General features: G+C 45.6%; 17 protein-coding genes. 8 read left to right on the top strand and 9 right to left on the bottom strand.

Annotated features, from left to right (window positions below):
* Positions 1 to 454: 454 nt before the first annotated feature.
* Positions 455 to 1,495, bottom strand: a complete 1,041-nt coding sequence (locus MHH89_RS20975) for a stalk domain-containing protein (protein WP_076140656.1) — start codon at positions 1,493 to 1,495, stop codon at positions 455 to 457.
* Between the two features lie 191 nt (positions 1,496 to 1,686).
* Between MHH89_RS20975 and MHH89_RS20970 the strand changes: the two genes are divergently transcribed.
* Together MHH89_RS20970 and MHH89_RS20965 are read left to right on the top strand one after the other, a co-directional pair.
* Positions 1,687 to 4,260, top strand: a complete 2,574-nt coding sequence (locus tag MHH89_RS20970) for a DUF2339 domain-containing protein (RefSeq protein WP_076282162.1) — start codon at positions 1,687 to 1,689, stop codon at positions 4,258 to 4,260.
* 34 nt (positions 4,261 to 4,294) lie between these two features.
* Positions 4,295 to 5,008 (top strand): HAD family hydrolase, encoded by a 714-nt coding sequence (locus MHH89_RS20965; protein ID WP_076124076.1) that lies wholly within the window; start codon positions 4,295 to 4,297, stop codon positions 5,006 to 5,008.
* 93 nt (positions 5,009 to 5,101) lie between these two features.
* On the opposite strand, the gene gdhA is transcribed toward MHH89_RS20965, so the two are convergent.
* A complete protein-coding gene (gene gdhA, locus MHH89_RS20960) occupies positions 5,102 to 6,487 on the bottom strand; it encodes an NADP-specific glutamate dehydrogenase (RefSeq protein WP_036682144.1) in 1,386 nt (461 codons plus the stop codon).
* Between the two features lie 238 nt (positions 6,488 to 6,725).
* Between gdhA and MHH89_RS20955 the strand changes: the two genes are divergently transcribed.
* The 3 genes from MHH89_RS20955 to MHH89_RS20945 all read left to right on the top strand — a co-directional run bounded on the left by MHH89_RS20955 (position 6,726) and on the right by MHH89_RS20945 (position 7,813).
* On the top strand, positions 6,726 to 7,004 hold the full coding sequence (locus tag MHH89_RS20955) for a hypothetical protein (protein ID WP_038573758.1): 279 nt from the start codon (positions 6,726 to 6,728) through the stop codon (positions 7,002 to 7,004).
* Between the two features lie 259 nt (positions 7,005 to 7,263).
* Positions 7,264 to 7,464 carry a cold-shock protein gene (locus MHH89_RS20950; protein WP_019914790.1) on the top strand — a complete coding sequence of 67 codons (201 nt, stop codon included), beginning with the start codon at positions 7,264 to 7,266 and terminating at the stop codon, positions 7,462 to 7,464.
* Between the two features lie 118 nt (positions 7,465 to 7,582).
* Positions 7,583 to 7,813 (top strand): cold-shock protein, encoded by a 231-nt coding sequence (locus MHH89_RS20945; protein WP_036682139.1) that lies wholly within the window; start codon positions 7,583 to 7,585, stop codon positions 7,811 to 7,813.
* 69 nt (positions 7,814 to 7,882) lie between these two features.
* Here MHH89_RS20945 and MHH89_RS20940 read toward each other — a convergent pair whose 3' ends face one another.
* From MHH89_RS20940 to MHH89_RS20920, 5 genes are all read right to left on the bottom strand, one after another.
* On the bottom strand, positions 7,883 to 8,344 hold the full coding sequence (locus MHH89_RS20940; protein ID WP_076282161.1) for a VOC family protein: 462 nt from the start codon (positions 8,342 to 8,344) through the stop codon (positions 7,883 to 7,885).
* Positions 8,341 to 8,904: an NADPH-dependent FMN reductase gene (locus MHH89_RS20935; RefSeq protein WP_076219647.1), complete on the bottom strand. Its 564-nt coding sequence runs from the start codon at positions 8,902 to 8,904 to the stop codon at positions 8,341 to 8,343. Before MHH89_RS20935 ends, MHH89_RS20940 begins: the two co-directional genes overlap by 4 nt.
* Positions 8,905 to 9,057: 153 nt before the next feature.
* Positions 9,058 to 9,750, bottom strand: coding sequence for a response regulator (locus tag MHH89_RS20930; protein ID WP_076309978.1), 693 nt, complete (start codon positions 9,748 to 9,750; stop codon positions 9,058 to 9,060).
* A 16-nt stretch (positions 9,751 to 9,766) separates the two neighbouring features.
* Positions 9,767 to 11,440 (bottom strand): GAF domain-containing sensor histidine kinase, encoded by a 1,674-nt coding sequence (locus MHH89_RS20925; RefSeq protein WP_076181935.1) that lies wholly within the window; start codon positions 11,438 to 11,440, stop codon positions 9,767 to 9,769.
* 152 nt (positions 11,441 to 11,592) lie between these two features.
* The gene (locus MHH89_RS20920; RefSeq protein ID WP_076124068.1) at positions 11,593 to 12,984 is read right to left on the bottom strand and encodes an MATE family efflux transporter; all 1,392 of its coding nucleotides are present in this window, start codon (positions 12,982 to 12,984) and stop codon (positions 11,593 to 11,595) included.
* 263 nt (positions 12,985 to 13,247) lie between these two features.
* Between MHH89_RS20920 and hxlA the strand changes: the two genes are divergently transcribed.
* The 3 genes from hxlA to MHH89_RS20905 all read left to right on the top strand — a co-directional run bounded on the left by hxlA (position 13,248) and on the right by MHH89_RS20905 (position 14,898).
* Positions 13,248 to 13,880: a 3-hexulose-6-phosphate synthase gene (gene hxlA, locus MHH89_RS20915; protein WP_036682127.1), complete on the top strand. Its 633-nt coding sequence runs from the start codon at positions 13,248 to 13,250 to the stop codon at positions 13,878 to 13,880.
* 7 nt (positions 13,881 to 13,887) lie between these two features.
* Positions 13,888 to 14,436 (top strand): 6-phospho-3-hexuloisomerase, encoded by a 549-nt coding sequence (gene hxlB / locus MHH89_RS20910; protein WP_076191679.1) that lies wholly within the window; start codon positions 13,888 to 13,890, stop codon positions 14,434 to 14,436.
* Between the two features lie 84 nt (positions 14,437 to 14,520).
* The gene (locus tag MHH89_RS20905) at positions 14,521 to 14,898 is read left to right on the top strand and encodes a winged helix-turn-helix transcriptional regulator (RefSeq protein ID WP_036682121.1); all 378 of its coding nucleotides are present in this window, start codon (positions 14,521 to 14,523) and stop codon (positions 14,896 to 14,898) included.
* A gap of 95 nt (positions 14,899 to 14,993) precedes the next feature.
* On the opposite strand, the gene pepT is transcribed toward MHH89_RS20905, so the two are convergent.
* Together pepT and MHH89_RS20895 are read right to left on the bottom strand one after the other, a co-directional pair.
* Entirely contained in the window at positions 14,994 to 16,226 is a 1,233-nt protein-coding gene (gene pepT, locus MHH89_RS20900; protein WP_076220750.1) for a peptidase T, read from the bottom strand.
* A 95-nt stretch (positions 16,227 to 16,321) separates the two neighbouring features.
* Complete coding sequence (locus MHH89_RS20895; RefSeq protein WP_076124065.1) at positions 16,322 to 16,975, bottom strand: sortase; 654 nt, start codon at positions 16,973 to 16,975, stop codon at positions 16,322 to 16,324.
* Between the last annotated feature and the right edge of the window lie 33 nt (positions 16,976 to 17,008).

Here is a 17,008-nt window from a genome sequence, read left to right as displayed (position 1 = left end):
ACCTCCAACTTCGGACAACTCGAGTGAAGTTGCGCGAACGAAGTAACTATAATCTGCTCTGCTATCGGACACAGCTGACCGTTAACGCAGCTTTTTACCACATTTGTAATTCTAACGGACCCCACTGACGCTATTGGCATAAAAAACATCGAATATGCCCCTCTTTTTAATGAATAGTGGCGCTGGAGTCCGAAACGCTGCTCTGAAGGCAGAAAATTCGCAAATAACGTCAGCTGGGTCCGTAAGGCTCGCGATTATGATCATCCCAAACTCTGCAGCAAGGCAAGTAAAAGTGTGACCAAGCGTTCAGCCGGCTTTCGTTTACCTCACAAATCGGCTGAAGCGAGTCAGCCAACCTATAGTCTATAACGCAAAACAGCGATCCTCCCATAACGGAAGGATCGCTGTTTTAATGTCTCTTTGGAATCTTTTTAATAAGATTCCAGTCTCTCTCTTATTGTTGTGCAGAATCTACTACAACTTTGACAGCTGTGCCGATGGGTGGCAGGCTTCTGGTCAGCACTGGGCTGTAGAATCCGATAACTTTTGTGCCTTTAACAAGCTCGCTGCTTTTAACAGCTTCGCCGTCTTTGTTAATGAGCACTGTGTCTTCGCTAATGCGCAGTACTACTTCTTTTTGTGACAATTCGCTCAGGCCACTACCTTTAACAGTGATACTGATATTTCCCTTATCGTCTTTTTGAACTTCTTCAATAGTACCAGCAGTACCTAGAAGATCATCTTGTTTTTGCTTATCCAGAACGGTGATTTTGTAAGTTGGTGTTTGTGGCGGAAGACTCATAGTCATGACCATGGAGTGTTCTGCTTTTACTGTCATCCCGATATGGAGATCTTTGAGTGCAATTTTAGTGCCGTCAGCCATCTCAATAGCCGTATCTTCCCCTACATTTAATACGATTCCATCCGTACCTACACCTTGGATTTGAACGGATTGGTATTTACCACCATCATAGACTGCTGTAATCACACCAGTCTTAGTCATGTGCTGCTCGGCGGCATTTGTGTTGATCACAATGGAATCTCCCTTCACAGTCATGTTTTGATGAATTACTTCGCTTAAAAAGGAAGCTGGGACATACAAAGTGGAGTCAACCAATTGTGGTGCAGTTCCAAGTGTTGTATTCATTTTGTTGATACTATAACGGTCTTCTCCAGCTTTCACTGTAGTGAATACAGCGCCATTGATAAGTTCAACGGATTTATTCTGTGCATTCCAGGTTAATTCAAATCCAAGGGCTTCAGTAATTGAACGTAGTGGTACCATCGGCTCTTTACCGCTTGTGCTTTGGAAGCCTGTTTCTTTAATAGTCGATCCGTTGATTTCAATCGCAAACGTCTTTTGATTAACGCTAGCGGAGGTTTGTGTAGCCTCATTTTTAGCAGAAGTTGTGGTGGGTGCAGCATAAGCTGCTCCTGTAGAAAGTGCTAGGGACAAAGTTAAAAGAACTGTACTTGTTTTTAAAATGTTGTTCATGGTTGTGAGCTCCTTTTAAAATCTTTTGTTAGTGTTGTTATTATTCTGACGGGACACCCCTCCAAAATGTTGCAGTTTTTTTGCATCCCGATTGTAATCTTCATTCACTGCAAATATAAAAAAAGCATAAGACCCCCCAGCTATATGTAGTAATATGTAAGTATTAACAATCGCTCACATAAGGAGGCGCTATGGAGTCATTCAAAGATCGACTGAGATTCATGAAGGTACAGCAGGACGGGCTGATTAAGGAATATGAGGCTCTGATCGCGGAATATGAAAGTCACGATCTGGTCAACGAGAATGAATACTTGAAGAAGCAATATGAGAAGCATAAGCTCGCTTTGGTCGAGCTAAAGACTCAGGTAGGTAAGCTTCAAGAAGAGAATACTGAGCTAAGAGTTGCGCTAACGGAACAAATTTTAGATGAAAAGCTGGGCATTCTAAAAGTGTCGAGGCAGAAGCTGCAAACTTATTTTGCCTCTAGAAGCCACGCTCATACGGATCGGCTGACGGCTTTTGAAGTGGAGACGAAACGCCATATTCAGCAGCTGTACCACACAGCCTCCAGGCAGCTGGGTGAGGAACAAGCAGAGATATCCAGTCGACTCGGGGCGTTGGCGGCAGAATTAAATGAGCGTGTGCTGGCACAGCGGCAGAGACTGAGGGAAGCGGAGCTTCGCCTCAACTCGGGCATGGATAATGGATTACATGATTTTGCTTCGGAAGAGATCAGTGAAGAGGTGCTTAAGCGCCGAAGAAAACAAAATCAGATCGAAATGAAGATTGGACTAAGCTGGATTAACAAGCTGGGTATTCTACTGTTGATTTTGGCGGTGGGGGCAGGCTTCCGGTATACCTATTCCAACTGGTTCACAGGTTATATGAAGGGAAGCGCTTTTTTTCTACTGGGATTATTGATGCTGGGAGGCGGGGAGTGGTTATACCGCAAAGGAAAAGGCACCTTCGCTTTAGGGCTGCTTGGCGGCGGGATTTCGGTGCTGTATGGCTCTATTTTTTATAGCTATTTTCTGCTTGATATTATTAGTATATATGTAGGGTTATCCTTGTCTGTACTCGTTACTTTAACTGCGGTACTCCTGTCTTTAAGGTATGAATCACGGAGTATTTGTGCGCTGGGCTTAATCGGAGGATATCTGCCCTTATACTCTTATCTGGGGGCGTTTGGCCTTTCGGGCAACGCGGTTTATGTGGCTATGGGTTACTTGTTTTTATTGAATTTATTCATCTTATTGATTTCTTTCCGCAAACGCTGGAACGTTGTCAATTATATCAGCTACTTATTTAATACACCCTCCATGCTCATATTAATAGCTTTGTCGGATAGCAACGGAATTAATATGTGTTATGCTGTTTTGACTTTTGCGATGTATCTGGGAATTACCTTGTGGTACCCGTTCAAATATCGTTCCAAGCTGTCCTGGTGGGATTTCTCTCTCTTAGGATGTAATACGTTTATTAGCTGTCTCACCTTGTATATTTTATTTATGGATGCAGGACTGAAGGATTACAATGGAGCACTGGCGTTGCTTTTCTGCCTGCTGTATCTCGGTCTGGGTCGAGGGCTTGAGAAGCTGATGCCACAGGAAAAAGAAAGCATGCTGCTGTTCTATGCCACTTCACTGACCTTCGGCATATTGATGATTCCATTTCAATTTGGAGCGGCTTGGTGGTCCATCGGTTGGCTGATTGAGGGCGTCGTTCTTACGCTGTATGGCAATCTGAACCGCTTTAAGGGGATGGAAAGGGCGGGCTGGGGCATTATGATGCTCTGCCTTGTAGTATTCTTCTGTCTAAATGTACCGACGCAGTGGGTTGCAGACTATCAATGGACGAATTTTAGAGATGTCTACTTCCCGCTAAAATATGTCTTTATCACAGCAGGCATGCTGATTGTCGCGGTGTTGTATGCTGTTCAGCATAACCGTAAGGATGCTCTTCAGCGCAGCGAACCTTATGAAATCACCTTAGCGTTGTGGTTCAAATATGCGGCGTTATTAAATTTCTGGATCTACGGCTTGTATGAATCGGGAAGATTGTATCATCTGGTTGTACCGGAGGATTTTGCGCATAGAACCTTCTATAATTTGCTGCTGTCCGCTGTATGGACCTTGGTTCTGGCTTACGTGCTGCCAAAGGTGAAGGTGCTGTATGACACGATTGTTAAATATTTTGTGAGACTTCTGTTTGGGATTGGCTACGTCATTTGTATAGTGATTACAGTAGGACTGCCAAGTCTGCAAAATAATTTCGCGCAAAATACAGCAGCTGATTATATCGCACTGGCCGTACTGATTATCTTTAATATCTTTGTTTGGTTTAGCGGACGTGATCTGCTGATTGCAGCGCTGAATCGTCAGTTTAAGAGTATGGAGATCTATCCTGTTTTCATGGCGATTTATTTACTTGGCATTATCACCGCTTTCTTAGGAGTGCAATTGCAATTGAGTGATGCAGGGTTAATTTTTAGTCTCATTTATCTACTGTTAGCCGTTCTATTTATCATGTATGGCTTCCGCAAAAGGTATGTGTACATCCGGCGCTTCGGCCTTGGATTAACGCTGCTGGCCACGGGCAAGCTGCTGCTCTATGATTTGGGTCTGCTGAATACTGGCAGCAAAATCATAGCCTATGCCAGCTTTGGTATCTGCTTGCTCGGTATCTCCTATCTCTATCAAAAGGTGTCAAACCGGATGGAGGAGGGCCAGACAACCACCGACAATGGCAATGGTACTAAGGGATAAAACACAGAGAGAATAATAGGAAGGAAGACGGTGGATGTACGAGACTTATATTTTCGACCTGTATGGCACATTAATCGATATTCAGACAGATGAGGAGAAGCAGGAGGTATGGGATCGATTATCGCTCCATTTCGGATATCAGGGGATGTCCATAACAGGAAGTGAGCTACAGGCACAATTTCTGCGGGAGAGGGATTTACAGCTCGCCGAAGCCGCACGGAATTGTCAGTATCCAGATTTCGTAATGGAGGATGTGTTTCGTTCTGTGGCCCGTCAATTGGGTGGGGAACCGGATCAAGCGTGGTTACATGAAACGGTTAGATGGCTGCGGACATTATCGATGATCCATATCTCACTTTATGAGGGTGTGGTTGAAATTCTGCAAACATTAAGAGAACGTGGCAAAAAGGTGTTTTTGCTCTCCAATGGCCAGAAAACCTTTATAGAAGCAGAATTAATGATGCTGGGTATTCTTCCTTTATTCGATGGCATTGCCATTTCCTCCGAAGTAGGAGTGAGTAAGCCGGATCCGCTATTTTATCGTTATTTAGTTGAACATTATGGAGCGGATTTGCGTTCGGCCATCATGATCGGGAATGATCCCCGTACCGATATTGCAGGGGCGCTAACGATAGGAATAGATTCCTGTTACATTCGTACGGCTTCTTCACCCCACGATACGACTGTGGAGAGTACTCAATCGATTTGGGACGGGGATTTGCGGAAGATCCCCGGATGGAACGCTTAGACACACAAAAAGTCCCCGTAACCGGATTCTTGCTGACCGGTTACGGGGACTTTTGTATGTCGGGCGTTCGTGACTAGAGCGCCGGTAATTTATTTAGATTACACCTTCAGCCAGCATAGCGTCGGCCACTTTTTTGAATCCAGCGATGTTCGCTCCTGCAACAAGGTTGCCGGACTGTCCATATTGCTCGGATGCATTTACAGATTGTTCGTAGATGGAAACCATGATTTCATGCAGCTTCGTATCTACTTCTTCAAAGCTCCAGGACAACCGCATGCTGTTTTGTGCCATTTCAAGCGCAGAGACAGCTACGCCGCCAGCATTAGCAGCTTTAGCAGGTGCGAATAGTACGCCAGCTTGTTGGAACTGATGAATAGCTTCAAGGGTGGACGGCATATTGGCACCTTCGCCTACTGCTTTTACACCATTCTCAATCAGTTTCAATGCCATGGCTTCATCAATCTCATTCTGAGTAGCACTCGGAAGGGCGATATCACAAGGAATGGTCCAAATTTGCGTGGAATCTTCAGTATACACAGCGTTAGGATGTTCATTCACATATTCACTAATCCGTTTTCTTTCGACTTCTTTCAGGCGGCGGACAGTTTCGAGGTTAATCCCATTTTCGTCATAGATATATCCGGCGGAATCACTACAAGCTACGACTTTAGCGCCTAGCTGTACAGCTTTTTCGATCGCATAGATCGCTACGTTACCAGAACCGGAGACAACAACGCGGCTTCCTTCAAAAGAAAGGCCTTTTGCTTTCAGCATCTCGTTTACGAAATAAACTGTACCGTAACCAGTAGCCTCTGTCCGAGCCTGACTTCCGCCGTAACCAATACCTTTACCAGTCAATACGCCAGCCGGATATCCTCCGCGGATCCGCTTGTATTGTCCGTACATGTAGCCGATCTCACGACCACCTACACCGATATCTCCTGCAGGAACGTCTTGGTCAGGACCGATGTAATTTTGCAATTCAGTCATGAAGCTTTGTGCAAAACGCATGATTTCGCCTTCGGATTTACCTTTAGGATCAAAGTCGGATCCGCCTTTACCTCCGCCGATGTGTTGGCCGGTAAGAGCATTTTTGAAGATTTGCTCGAAACCAAGGAATTTGATAATACTAGCATTAACGGATGGGTGAAAACGAAGTCCACCTTTGTAAGGTCCAATTGCACTGCTGAACTGTACACGATATCCACGGTTAACTCTGACCTTACCTTGATCGTCTGTCCAAGGAACACGGAACATAATCAAACGTTCTGGCTCAACCAATCTTTCCAGAATGGCATTTTCCTGATACTTAGGTTCAGCAGCGAGGATTGGAAGCAAAGATTCAAGGATTTCCTTTACGGCCTGATGAAATTCGGGCTCAAAAGGATTACGCGCAACAACCTGTGCGTATACGTCTTCGATATAACGATGTGCCTTGTTGCTGTTTGTGTCTAATTGCTGGGTAGATACAGAGCTCATGAATTCAACCGCCTTTTCTAGTATTCATTTGGTCCAACACTTTTTTTATATTTTGGCACAAGTCAATGTTCCTCACAACTGTTTTTATTAAATAACTTACTTCAAGTGGAACGTTATAGACGTTGGGATGATAAGAAAAGTGTGAATAAACCGCGGTATACTTCGCGTAATGACGCGTTAAAGCGCGAAATATGCTACAATGATTGTGTAATAATTGTAAGGAGATGAAATTTAAAAAATGAGTGACAAAGTAAATGAGCAGGAGCTAGTAAATGTATTATCTGCCAAAACCAAAGTGGATCCGCAAATCATCCGCTTAGTATTGAAGCATGAACAGACCTTTATCAATAAGGCCAAGGCGAACGCCAAGGGTGAGGTAGACATCGACAGCGATGATCTGGTCGACTATGTCACTGCCCAACGTGATGTGAAGCTGGATGAAATCACAGTAGAGACCATTCTTGATGCAGAAATGGATTACTTGATGGATAAAGGATTGGCAGGTTATATCGACTAACATGGGTGTTCGTCCGGCTCGGCTGCTGCTGTTTATAGGCAATAAGAGCCGGAGTGAAAATTAAATAGGCATACGCATTGCTTTTAGTGATTTAGTGTGGTACAATGAAATCAATCATAAATTTAACCCTTAATTCACATATTGTAAAAGGTTATCATTTGTGCGTATGAGTCCTTTTCCAATGTGTGAATTTTTATTTGTTCGTACACTACGTAGGAATAAAAGGACATGTGTTAAATAAAATATTGGAGGTAATATCATGCAAACAGGTACAGTGAAATGGTTTAACGCAGACAAAGGATTCGGTTTTATCGAGGTTGAAGGTGGAAGCGACGTATTCGTACACTTCTCCGCAATCACAGGCGACGGATTTAAATCTTTGGACGAAGGCCAACGCGTTGAGTTCAACGTAACTCAAGGCGCTCGTGGACCACAAGCCGAAAACGTTGTAAAACTGTAGTTTAAAAATCAGGCTGCCCTTAACACAAGTTGAGGGCAGCTTTTTTTATTTTCATAGTATGAATCTGCCCCTAATAGGGTAGCGATATCGTCTCGATTCGATCCAAGGAGGGGTACTTATGTATTTTCGTAAAAAAGCACTGGAGGAACTTCCGCAAGAAGACACAGCTATTTGGTCCTGTACCAAGGAAGGTTGCACAGGTTGGATGCGCGATAATTTCGCCTTTCAATATGTACCTACCTGCTGGCAATGCAACTCTCCCATGACTAGAAGTATGAAGATACTGCCAACGCTTGTGAATACGAATGCAGACATGAAGGCCATGAAGAAGGGCATTTCGATTAAGTAATCGAAGAAGCTAATATACTCAAACAGCTGGACCCTTGGACGGGAGCAGCTGTTTTTTTGTTTGAGTATTTTATTTACTGTGCAGTAATTTCTCCCATTCCGTTAAGGTTATGTTCTCTGAGATATTCTTCAGATGTTCAGGAACCTCTACGTGGCACATAAATTCCAAGCTGTTGCCGTCAGGGTCGTTGAAGTAGACAGAAGCATTTCCTTGATAAGCCCGGATAAAAGGCTCAACAGAAGTCCGGTTGCGGAACGGAACAGCCTCTACACCAATCGATTCCAGCCATTGCAGTGATTGCTTCAAATCCTCGTAAGTGACACGGAAGGCAATATGCCGCAAGGACGGATGGTATGGGGTTTGGACCTCCTGGCCTTCCCAAAGACCAATCCAGCTTCGACCTTCCTCGATCCAGAAGAATACAGTTTCTTCATCCCGCCAAGCCATTCTCAGACCTAATTTTTCATAAAATTCGATGGATACTTCAAGATTGCTTACTGGTAAATGTGCTTCATATAGTCCTTTGATCATTGGATAGCACCTGCCGGTCTGCCAATTTTGCGGGCTAAGTTCAGGAATGCTTCTAATACTAGGTGGATGCGATCTTCGATTTCTTGCCCACCCTCGTATCCGTCGTACCCGACCTCGAAACGCTTGCGTTGCAGTCCACCGATGGAGATCCAGTCTGGTGTATTGATGCCGTGCAGGTTGCGTACGATGGCTTGCAATTGAAGTAAAGAGCTTATCCCTACCGCTCCCCCGGCTGAACTGGCGGATAACACAACTTTACCGTTGAAATGCGCCTGGCCTAGATGATCAATCGCATTTTTTAATACGCCACTTACCGAGCCGTGATATTCCGGAGTAACCAAGATTACTGCATCCGCTGCTAACATCTCTTGTTTAAGCTCGTTTAAATGTTCATGCTCTGTGTAAACCTCGTCTGGTGAATAAAAGGGAAGTGGGCGTTTGTAGAGATCAAACACGGTAACCTTTTCTCCTTGCTGACTAATGAAATGGGCAGCATGTTCTGCCAGCTTCGTGCTGGTTGCTTCTTTTCGATTACTGCCTGTCAGGATCATCACTTTCATCTGTATCCACTCCTATGTGAGGTCAGTTGCTATAAACCAATGATAGTTGAATCGGCCTCTGTTAACATCAGCACATGGAATGAACATACATAATAAAAACGCTCAGCCATTGTGCTGAGCGTCTAAGACTAAAGTTGTAGAGGAGTTTTGATTCTAGGCGTTATAGCCGCCTTTCAATGCGAAAATGGCAGCCTGAGTCCGATCCGCTAAGTTTAGCTTTCCGAGAACGTGGCTGACATGGGTCTTAACGGTTTTTTCGGTGATGACCAGCTTGCTGGCAATCTCTTTGTTGCTCATACCGAGCGCAATCAGGTCTAATACTTCTTGCTCGCGTGGGGTAAGAAGCTCTAATCCGGTGATCGCAGCAGGTGTTGTGTTTGGGCCGTTCGGATCGGAAGTATTAAGTTCCATTTGCTCTAGTGTAGAAGTCGCCATTAGATTCATCAGTTGGCTGGCAGCCTGTGAATGTAGCTCCACTTGCCCGTTATGTACCTTACGGATCGCAACTACCAGCGCTTCTGGTTCTATATCTTTAAGCAAATAGCCTTTGATTCCTACGCGGATAGCCGGGAGTACATGATCCTGATCCGAAAAGGAGGTCAATACAATGACCTTGACCTGCGGGTGGGAGATCCTCAGCGCTTGAGCGGTCTCAATGCCGTCCATAATGGGCATATGCAAATCCATTAATACGACATCCGGGTTCAATTCGGCTGTTCTTTCCAGTGCCTCGCGGCCGTTGGAGGCCTCCCCGATAACCTTGATATCGGGTTGTGTGGAGAGAAATACTTGCAGCCCACGGCGTACCATTGCATGGTCGTCTACTAATAATAAGTTTATCGTCATTTATGATCACCCGACTTCATGTAGATTGGATGGGCAGAGGTATGGTTGCCTCAACCGTTGTGCCCTGATTTTCCACACTGTGGATATGAATACGACCGGAGAGAGCTTCTGCTCTTTCCTTCATAATATGCAGACCAAGAGATTCATTAGTGTCTGTGTTAGAACGCCGTTTGGCTCCGCCTTTACCTTGGTCGGCAACGCTCAGTACCACCTCGGCTGCATTCAGATGCAGAGATACCTCCGCTTTAGAGGTTCCGGAATGCTTTCGTACATTATTGAGAGCTTCTTGGCCAATGCGCCACAGCCCTTCCTCCACGTTGCGGGGAAGTTCGTGAACACCACTCCGTTGCGTCTGTATCAGCAGCCCTAGCTGCTGGCCATGAGCCTGCAGCGCAGTCAATAAACCGGCTTCCAGTCCGGCAGGCCGAAGCTGCATAATTAATGCACGCATTTCTTTGAGTGCAGACTGGGATAAAGCTTGAATATCGCGGACAGCCTCAGTAGCAGGATGGGAGATATGCTCCTGCTTCAGCATACTTTCCACGCCTTTGGCGGTCATTGAGAGGGAGAAGAGGATCTGGTTCACGGAGTCGTGCAGGTCACGGGCCAGACGATTCCGCTCGTCAAGACGCGCAATTTCGCGGCGTTTCTCTCCAAGCTGAGCACTTTCCAATGTAGCGGAAATATGCTCAGCGACAGCCTCAAGCACCTCTCCATCCGCAGTTGCGGAAGCTAGTGCTTTGGGTGAGGTGATCAGTAGAATTCCTGCACCTTGTGCGGCAATCTGCCGAAAGGGCACAGCGAGCATCACGACACGCTCCGCGACAGGTTGTTCAGAACAGCAGGACTTCGTAATTTCCTGCTCTTCATCAGGGGTTAATGTCGCAAAGCGTTGTCCTTTTGTGATATCTCCTAGACGTACTTTAAAAGAATCCGAGAGCTCGAAGGGAGCTATTTCCGGCGTTATATTAGCCGCATAGGCAGCATGGACTTCGAATTGTCCCTCATGCTGCCCGATAATCGCTGCAAAGGGCCAATCGAAATAGTCGCCAATCAGGGCGGCGCTTTTCTCGATCAGAATACTGGGCGAGATACATTGGTTGGCGGTTAGATTTAAAGCTGCGCTGAATTCGCCTAATTTGGCGTACAGATTCGCGCGGCGCTGCTCGGTGCTATATAACTGCATCCGTTCTATAGCACTGCCAATTTGCAAAGCCACGGATTGCAGCAAAGCCAGCTCGCTGTCGGCGTAATGTGCTTTGCCTGGTGCGGCCACATTCATAAGTCCCAAGTAACGCTCACCTGAATGCAGCGGGACGGTGGCGTGGTGGGTGATGCCCAGCGTGTCGCCCCAGTTATACTGCCTGGCGTTACTCAGCCGCTTGCAGCTTAGAATGTTAACGGCATGCTCGAGCCGACCGTCCCATAGGCGGCTTAGGCACCAGCAGCTTCCGCACTGCATTGGTTGTTTATTGTCGCGCTGTAGTGCAGGTGGCAGGCCTCGATCAGCGGCACACTCATATTCCATGTATTCTTCGCTCAGGAAGATCCAGCCTGCAGTGTTTCCGGTTAACTCAAGCAGCTTGCCCATGACTGTGTCGAGCATGGGTCTGAGCTCATTGGAACTGTTTAAAGTCTCCGCAATCGTTTTGAGCGTCAGTAACTCATGGATTCCGGTTTCCTCCGGCATGAAGTTCTCTCCTTTAGCTTTGTGAATTATGTTCTATCTATTGTAACGTAGAATGGTTCCTTCATTCTCAAATTTTATGTAATGTTGGCGTAAATAAATAGAAGGTTCCTTAAGATCTGATATGACCTTAAAGAACCCTCTGTATATACATATTAATTTACAGCTGCAGGAGTAGCGGAAGGTGTACAGTGTTCTGGAGCTTCGTGTTCGATAAGTCCATGTTTCTCCCAAGCTCGGCTCTTCCAGCGGAAATACATAATGACGGCTCTTACCCACTCATCGACCGCAGTAGCAATCCACACGCCGGCTAACCCGAGATCAAGTTGGAACACCAGGAAATAACCAAGAGGTAAGCTCATGCAGACCATGGAGATCAGTCCCATATATACAGGGAATTTGGCATCGCCCGAGGCGCGTAAAGAGTTAATGATAACCAGATTGGTTGTGCGCCCGGTTTCCAGGAAGAAGCTAAGCAATATGACCTGCGCCCCCATCCTAATGATGTTCTCATTGTCTGTGAAAAGCCCGAATAGCGGTACCCGGAAGAAAATCACCACAGCATCTATTATTACGGTAACCAGCAACGCCCACTTTACACTGGTGAATACACGCTTATAGGCTTCATCAGGTCGTCTAGCTCCCACGAGATGTCCTACAACGATGGAAGTTCCCATAGAGACAGCTACACTGAATAAATAAATATAATTGGAAATATTAAGCGCGTACTGGCGGGTAGCCATAGCTTCAGCGCCTAAATAAGTAATATACAGTGTGAATACAAGCTGGCACGACTGATAAGTGATGGATTCAAAAGCGGACGGGATGCCGATTTTGAGAATTTGCAGCACGTATTTTTTAGAAAGATGAATGTAATAGGTTACTTTCACCCGTACCTCCATCACTCTGTAGAGCAGCAGGAAGAATAGGATCAGGCAGATAAAGCGACTCATCACTGTTGAGATAGCCGCACCCTCCACACCTAACGCCGGAAGTCCGAAATGACCATAAATGAGCAGGTAGTTGCCCACCACGTGAATGATATTCATCAGCAAGGATACGACCATCGTCTGTTTGGTGAAACCGTGAGTACGGATAGTAGTCGCCAGAGCATTAATTAATGCTTGCAGAAAAATACCGCCCCCAACAATATTCATATAGGCTTTGGCGTAAATGAGGATATCCCCTTTTACATTCAGCGCAGTCAGTAGCGACCCTCCGAATATCAGCAAAAACGTACTTAGGAGAATGCCGACTAACAGGTTTAGGGTAATGGCATTGCCGGTCACTTGAGCGGCTTCCAGAGGTTTTTTGGAACCGAGATATTGGGAGACCACAATAGCTGCGCCGTTACCAATTACACTGAGGACTAAAATTGCTATCGCAATGATCTGATTCGCTGCGCCGACACCAGACACGGCATCGTCCGACACTGAACTGATCATAAAAGTATCCACACTGCCCATGAGCATAAAGAGGAATAGCTCGAGGAAAATCGGCCAGGTCAGTTTGACCAGGTTGAATTCCTGGTGATTATTTTGCTTCATTGTGCACCTTCTTATATTATGATGTACTTCCTAAAATTTCATAAACAAACTGTAATATTAGCACAGCTTTCATGGAAATGCAGTATTTTTACAGAAAAATGACAAAACGTTTTTAATTTAAGTCGAAAAGAGCCCTTTAACCGCACATTAGTATCCTCCAGGTAACTACATCACAATAAAGTGCCTACTTCCCTAAAGGGATGTAAGGAACTACAATTTGTACATGACTTACTAAAATATATTAATAAGGAGTGCAAATAAATATGAAATTACAATTAGCGTTGGATTTAGTGGACATTGCGGGAGCGAAAGAGGTTGTCTCAAAAGTTGCCGAATTTATAGATATTGTTGAAATTGGAACACCTATCGTTATAAATGAAGGGTTACATGCAGTGAAGGCAATCAAAGAGGCTTTTCCAGCTTTGACTGTGTTGGCGGATTTGAAAATCATGGACGCAGGTGGATATGAAGTGATGAAGGCTGTGGAAGCGGGCGCGGATATCGTTACTGTACTTGGTGTTTCTGATGATTCTACCATTAGAGGTGCAGTGGAGGAAGCGAAGAAAACCAATAAAGAGATTCTAGTTGATCTGATTAATGTGAAGGATATCCAAACAAGAGCGGCTGAAGTAGACGCACTTGGCGTAGACTATATCTGTGTACACTCTGGATATGACCATCAAGCGGAAGGTAAAAATTCTTTTGCAGATTTAAATGCGATTAAGAGTGTGGTTAAGCAGGCTAAAACAGCTATCGCTGGAGGGATCAAGCTAAGCACACTTCCAGAAGTGATCGCCGCGAACCCTGATCTTGTCATCGTTGGCGGAGGCATCACAGGTGAAGCGGATCAAAAGGCTGCCGCAGCAGAAATGAAACGTCTAGTTAGTCAGGCTTAAGATTACAATGAAATATGCGCAGCAAATTATAGAGGAGCTCCAGCGCTCCATATCTCAGCTTGATGAAGAAGAGACTGAGCGAATGGCTGAGCTGCTGCTTCAGTCCAACAAGATCTTCGTGGCTGGAGCGGGCAGATCTGGATTGATGGGACGGGCCTTTGCTATGCGGTTAATGCATGTTGGTAAAGAGGCTTACGTTGTAGGCGAAACGGTGACTCCGGGGATTGAACAGGGGGATGTGTTAGTCCTCGGTTCCGGTTCCGGTGAGACAAAAGGGTTGATCTCTATGGCTGAGAAAGCCAAAGGGGTAGGCGCAGAAGTTGTTGCCGTTACCATTGCGCCGGATTCGACGGTTGGACGTTTAGCGGGCTACACAGTGAAGCTGCCGGGATCTCCAAAAGATCCGGCCAGTGGAAGCTACAGCACGATCCAGCCGATGGCTTCTTTATTCGAACAGACGATGTTGGTCTTTTATGATGCTATTATTCTGCGAATGATGGAGAAGACGGGGCAGACGAATCAGCAAATGTTCGGCAAGCATGCTAATTTAGAGTGAGCGTACAGAAACGAATGCCTTCCAATGAGGAGGTTATTCGTTTTTGTGTTAGTATGATAACAGGAGAGAGGAGGCGCTTTAGGTATGGCAACCGAGATTAAAGATCGCATAAACTTGAAGGAAATTAACTGTGAGAAGGAATTGACGCTTGCGGTGATTGGAGGGAAATGGAAGCTGATTATCCTCTGGCATCTAGGGCTTGAAGGGACAAAGCGATTCAGCGAGCTGAAGAAGCTAATTCCTCATATCACGCAAAAAATGTTGACCAATCAGCTTCGCGAGCTCGAAGAGGACCAGCTGGTTCTAAGAAAAGTGTACGCTGAGGTTCCGCCAAAAGTAGAGTATTCCCTGACATCATATGGCCAAAGTCTGCTTCCCGTCCTTCGATTGATGTATGATTGGGGTAAAAATTACGGAGAAAACGTGATCTGGAAGGACACGCCGCCGGAAGAAAGATGCTAATCGGATAGCCTATGAACATTAATAATCCCTGAGAGGTCTGGATCGGCCTCTACAGGGATTTTTTGGTGTTTTAAAGGAGTGATGCGGATAATGCTTTAGGCTTTCTGTTCGAATAGCTTAGCAATCTCCACGATAACATTTACCGCTTTTACCATATTGTCCGCAGACGCATATTCGAATTTGCCATGGAAATTCTCGCCTCCGGTGAAAATATTAGGTGTCGGCAAGCCCATGTAGGAAAGCTGCGAGCCATCTGTACCTCCGCGAATCGGGCGGATGATCGGTGTGATGTTAAGGTTCTCCATCGCCTCATGGGCAATATCGACGATATGACGCACTGGCTCGATTTTTTCACGCATATTGTAATATTGGTCCTTCATTTCAAGCACGATGTTCTCTTCACCATGGATGTTTTTGAATTCTTCTACGACAGCTGAGAGATATGCTTTACGTGCCTCGAATTTCTCACGGTCGAAGTCGCGGATGATATATTGTAGCTTGCTGAATTCAGGTGTGCCTTCTATAGAGCTTAGGTGATAAAAGCCTTCATAACCGTCTGTATATTCGGGCGCTTCCTCAGCAGGGAGTCTGAGATGAAGTGCCATGGCGATTTTGGCGGAATGAATCATCTTTCCTTTTGCAGTCCCAGGGTGAACATTAACGCCGTAGACTGAGATTTTGGCAGACGCAGCATTAAAGCTTTCATACTCTAATTCTCCGAGTGGACCTCCGTCTACAGTGTAAGCATAGGAAGCATTAAAAGCGGCTACGTCAAACTTATGAGGCCCGCGGCCGATTTCTTCGTCTGGTGTGAAGGCAACTCTAATCTTGCCGTGTTTGATTTCTGGATGTTGAATGAGGTAATGCATGGCGGTCATAATCTCAGCAATACCGGCTTTATTATCTGCGCCAAGCAGGGTCGTGCCGTCGGTTGTAATTAAGGTGTGGCCTTTGTATTCCGCCAGCTCCGGAAAGCTCGCTGTGGATAATACAACATTCAGCTCTTTATTCAAAAGAATATCTTGACCATCATAGTTCTCGATAATCTGTGGCTTCACATTCGTTCCGGTAAAATCAGTCGCCGTATCCAAATGGGCTAAAAAACCAATGGTCGGAACATCCTTGTCCGTATTCGCAGGGAGTGTCGCCATAACATAGCCATGCTCGTCCACCTGGACTTCCTCCATGCCGATTTCCTTAAGCTCTTCAACCAGCTTGTGGGCCAGAACCATCTGTCCCGGAGTGGATGGGCAAGTCTCATTATCTTCATTCGATTGGGTATCCATTTGTGCATACGAAATAAACCGTTCTACAACCTCTTTCTTCACCTTGGGTCATCTCCTCTTTACTATTGTATATATATAGTATCACTTTCCATATAAGGTCTCATCCCTGAGGAAGAAGATTGAGGTAATATTTAAGTTTAATGCGGCAATATTTCTTGTTTCACTAACTTCGCTGAAAGTAAATAACGGTCCGGTGCAGATCCCACATATGAAAAGGGATAACAGGTAATCAATGTGAGGATGGCCTTATCACTTGGCTTTATAGCACCACGTTCGTCCCCGTCAACAATTGTGCTGCCTGTTACTTCATAGGTAAAAGTCCCATCGGTACTTTCCAGCTCGATAAGATCTCCAGCGACGAGTTCTCCCAGATTACGGAACACTGTATCGCGGTGGCCTGCGAGCACACTGTTGCCGGTGGCACCGATAGCTGCGCTGCCTTTATAATGTCCGGCTCCCTTTTTTAGCTCGGGGCTTTCCGTGCCTTCTAGCACTGCGATCTTTTTGTTTAATTTGGGGAAACGAATCTCTCCTATGATTTCACCTTCTGAATAGGAATGAGCGGGGTGCGGCTGTTCCTTGGCTGAACTGATCATTCCCATGGGAAGAGGGATTTCTTCGGCAGAAAGGGGGCGGGCGACAGCTTCCTCCCTCTTTTTTGCCCAATCATTTAAAGCCTGTTTAGCTTCGAGCGGTGCTTTGACCACTTGTACAACCGAGTAAATCAACACAACTAAAGAGAGTATGAAGATTAGCTTCACGGCTAGCAAGACACCATTACGCTTCTTCATACTCTCTCACCTCCAGACTTATGCTGCAAAATG

Source organism: Paenibacillus sp. FSL H7-0323 (assembly GCF_038002725.1).
In the GTDB taxonomy this organism is placed as follows: Bacteria; Bacillota; Bacilli; order Paenibacillales; family Paenibacillaceae; genus Paenibacillus_AQ; species Paenibacillus_AQ odorifer.
This window is presented reverse-complemented; position numbering and strand designations above follow the sequence as displayed.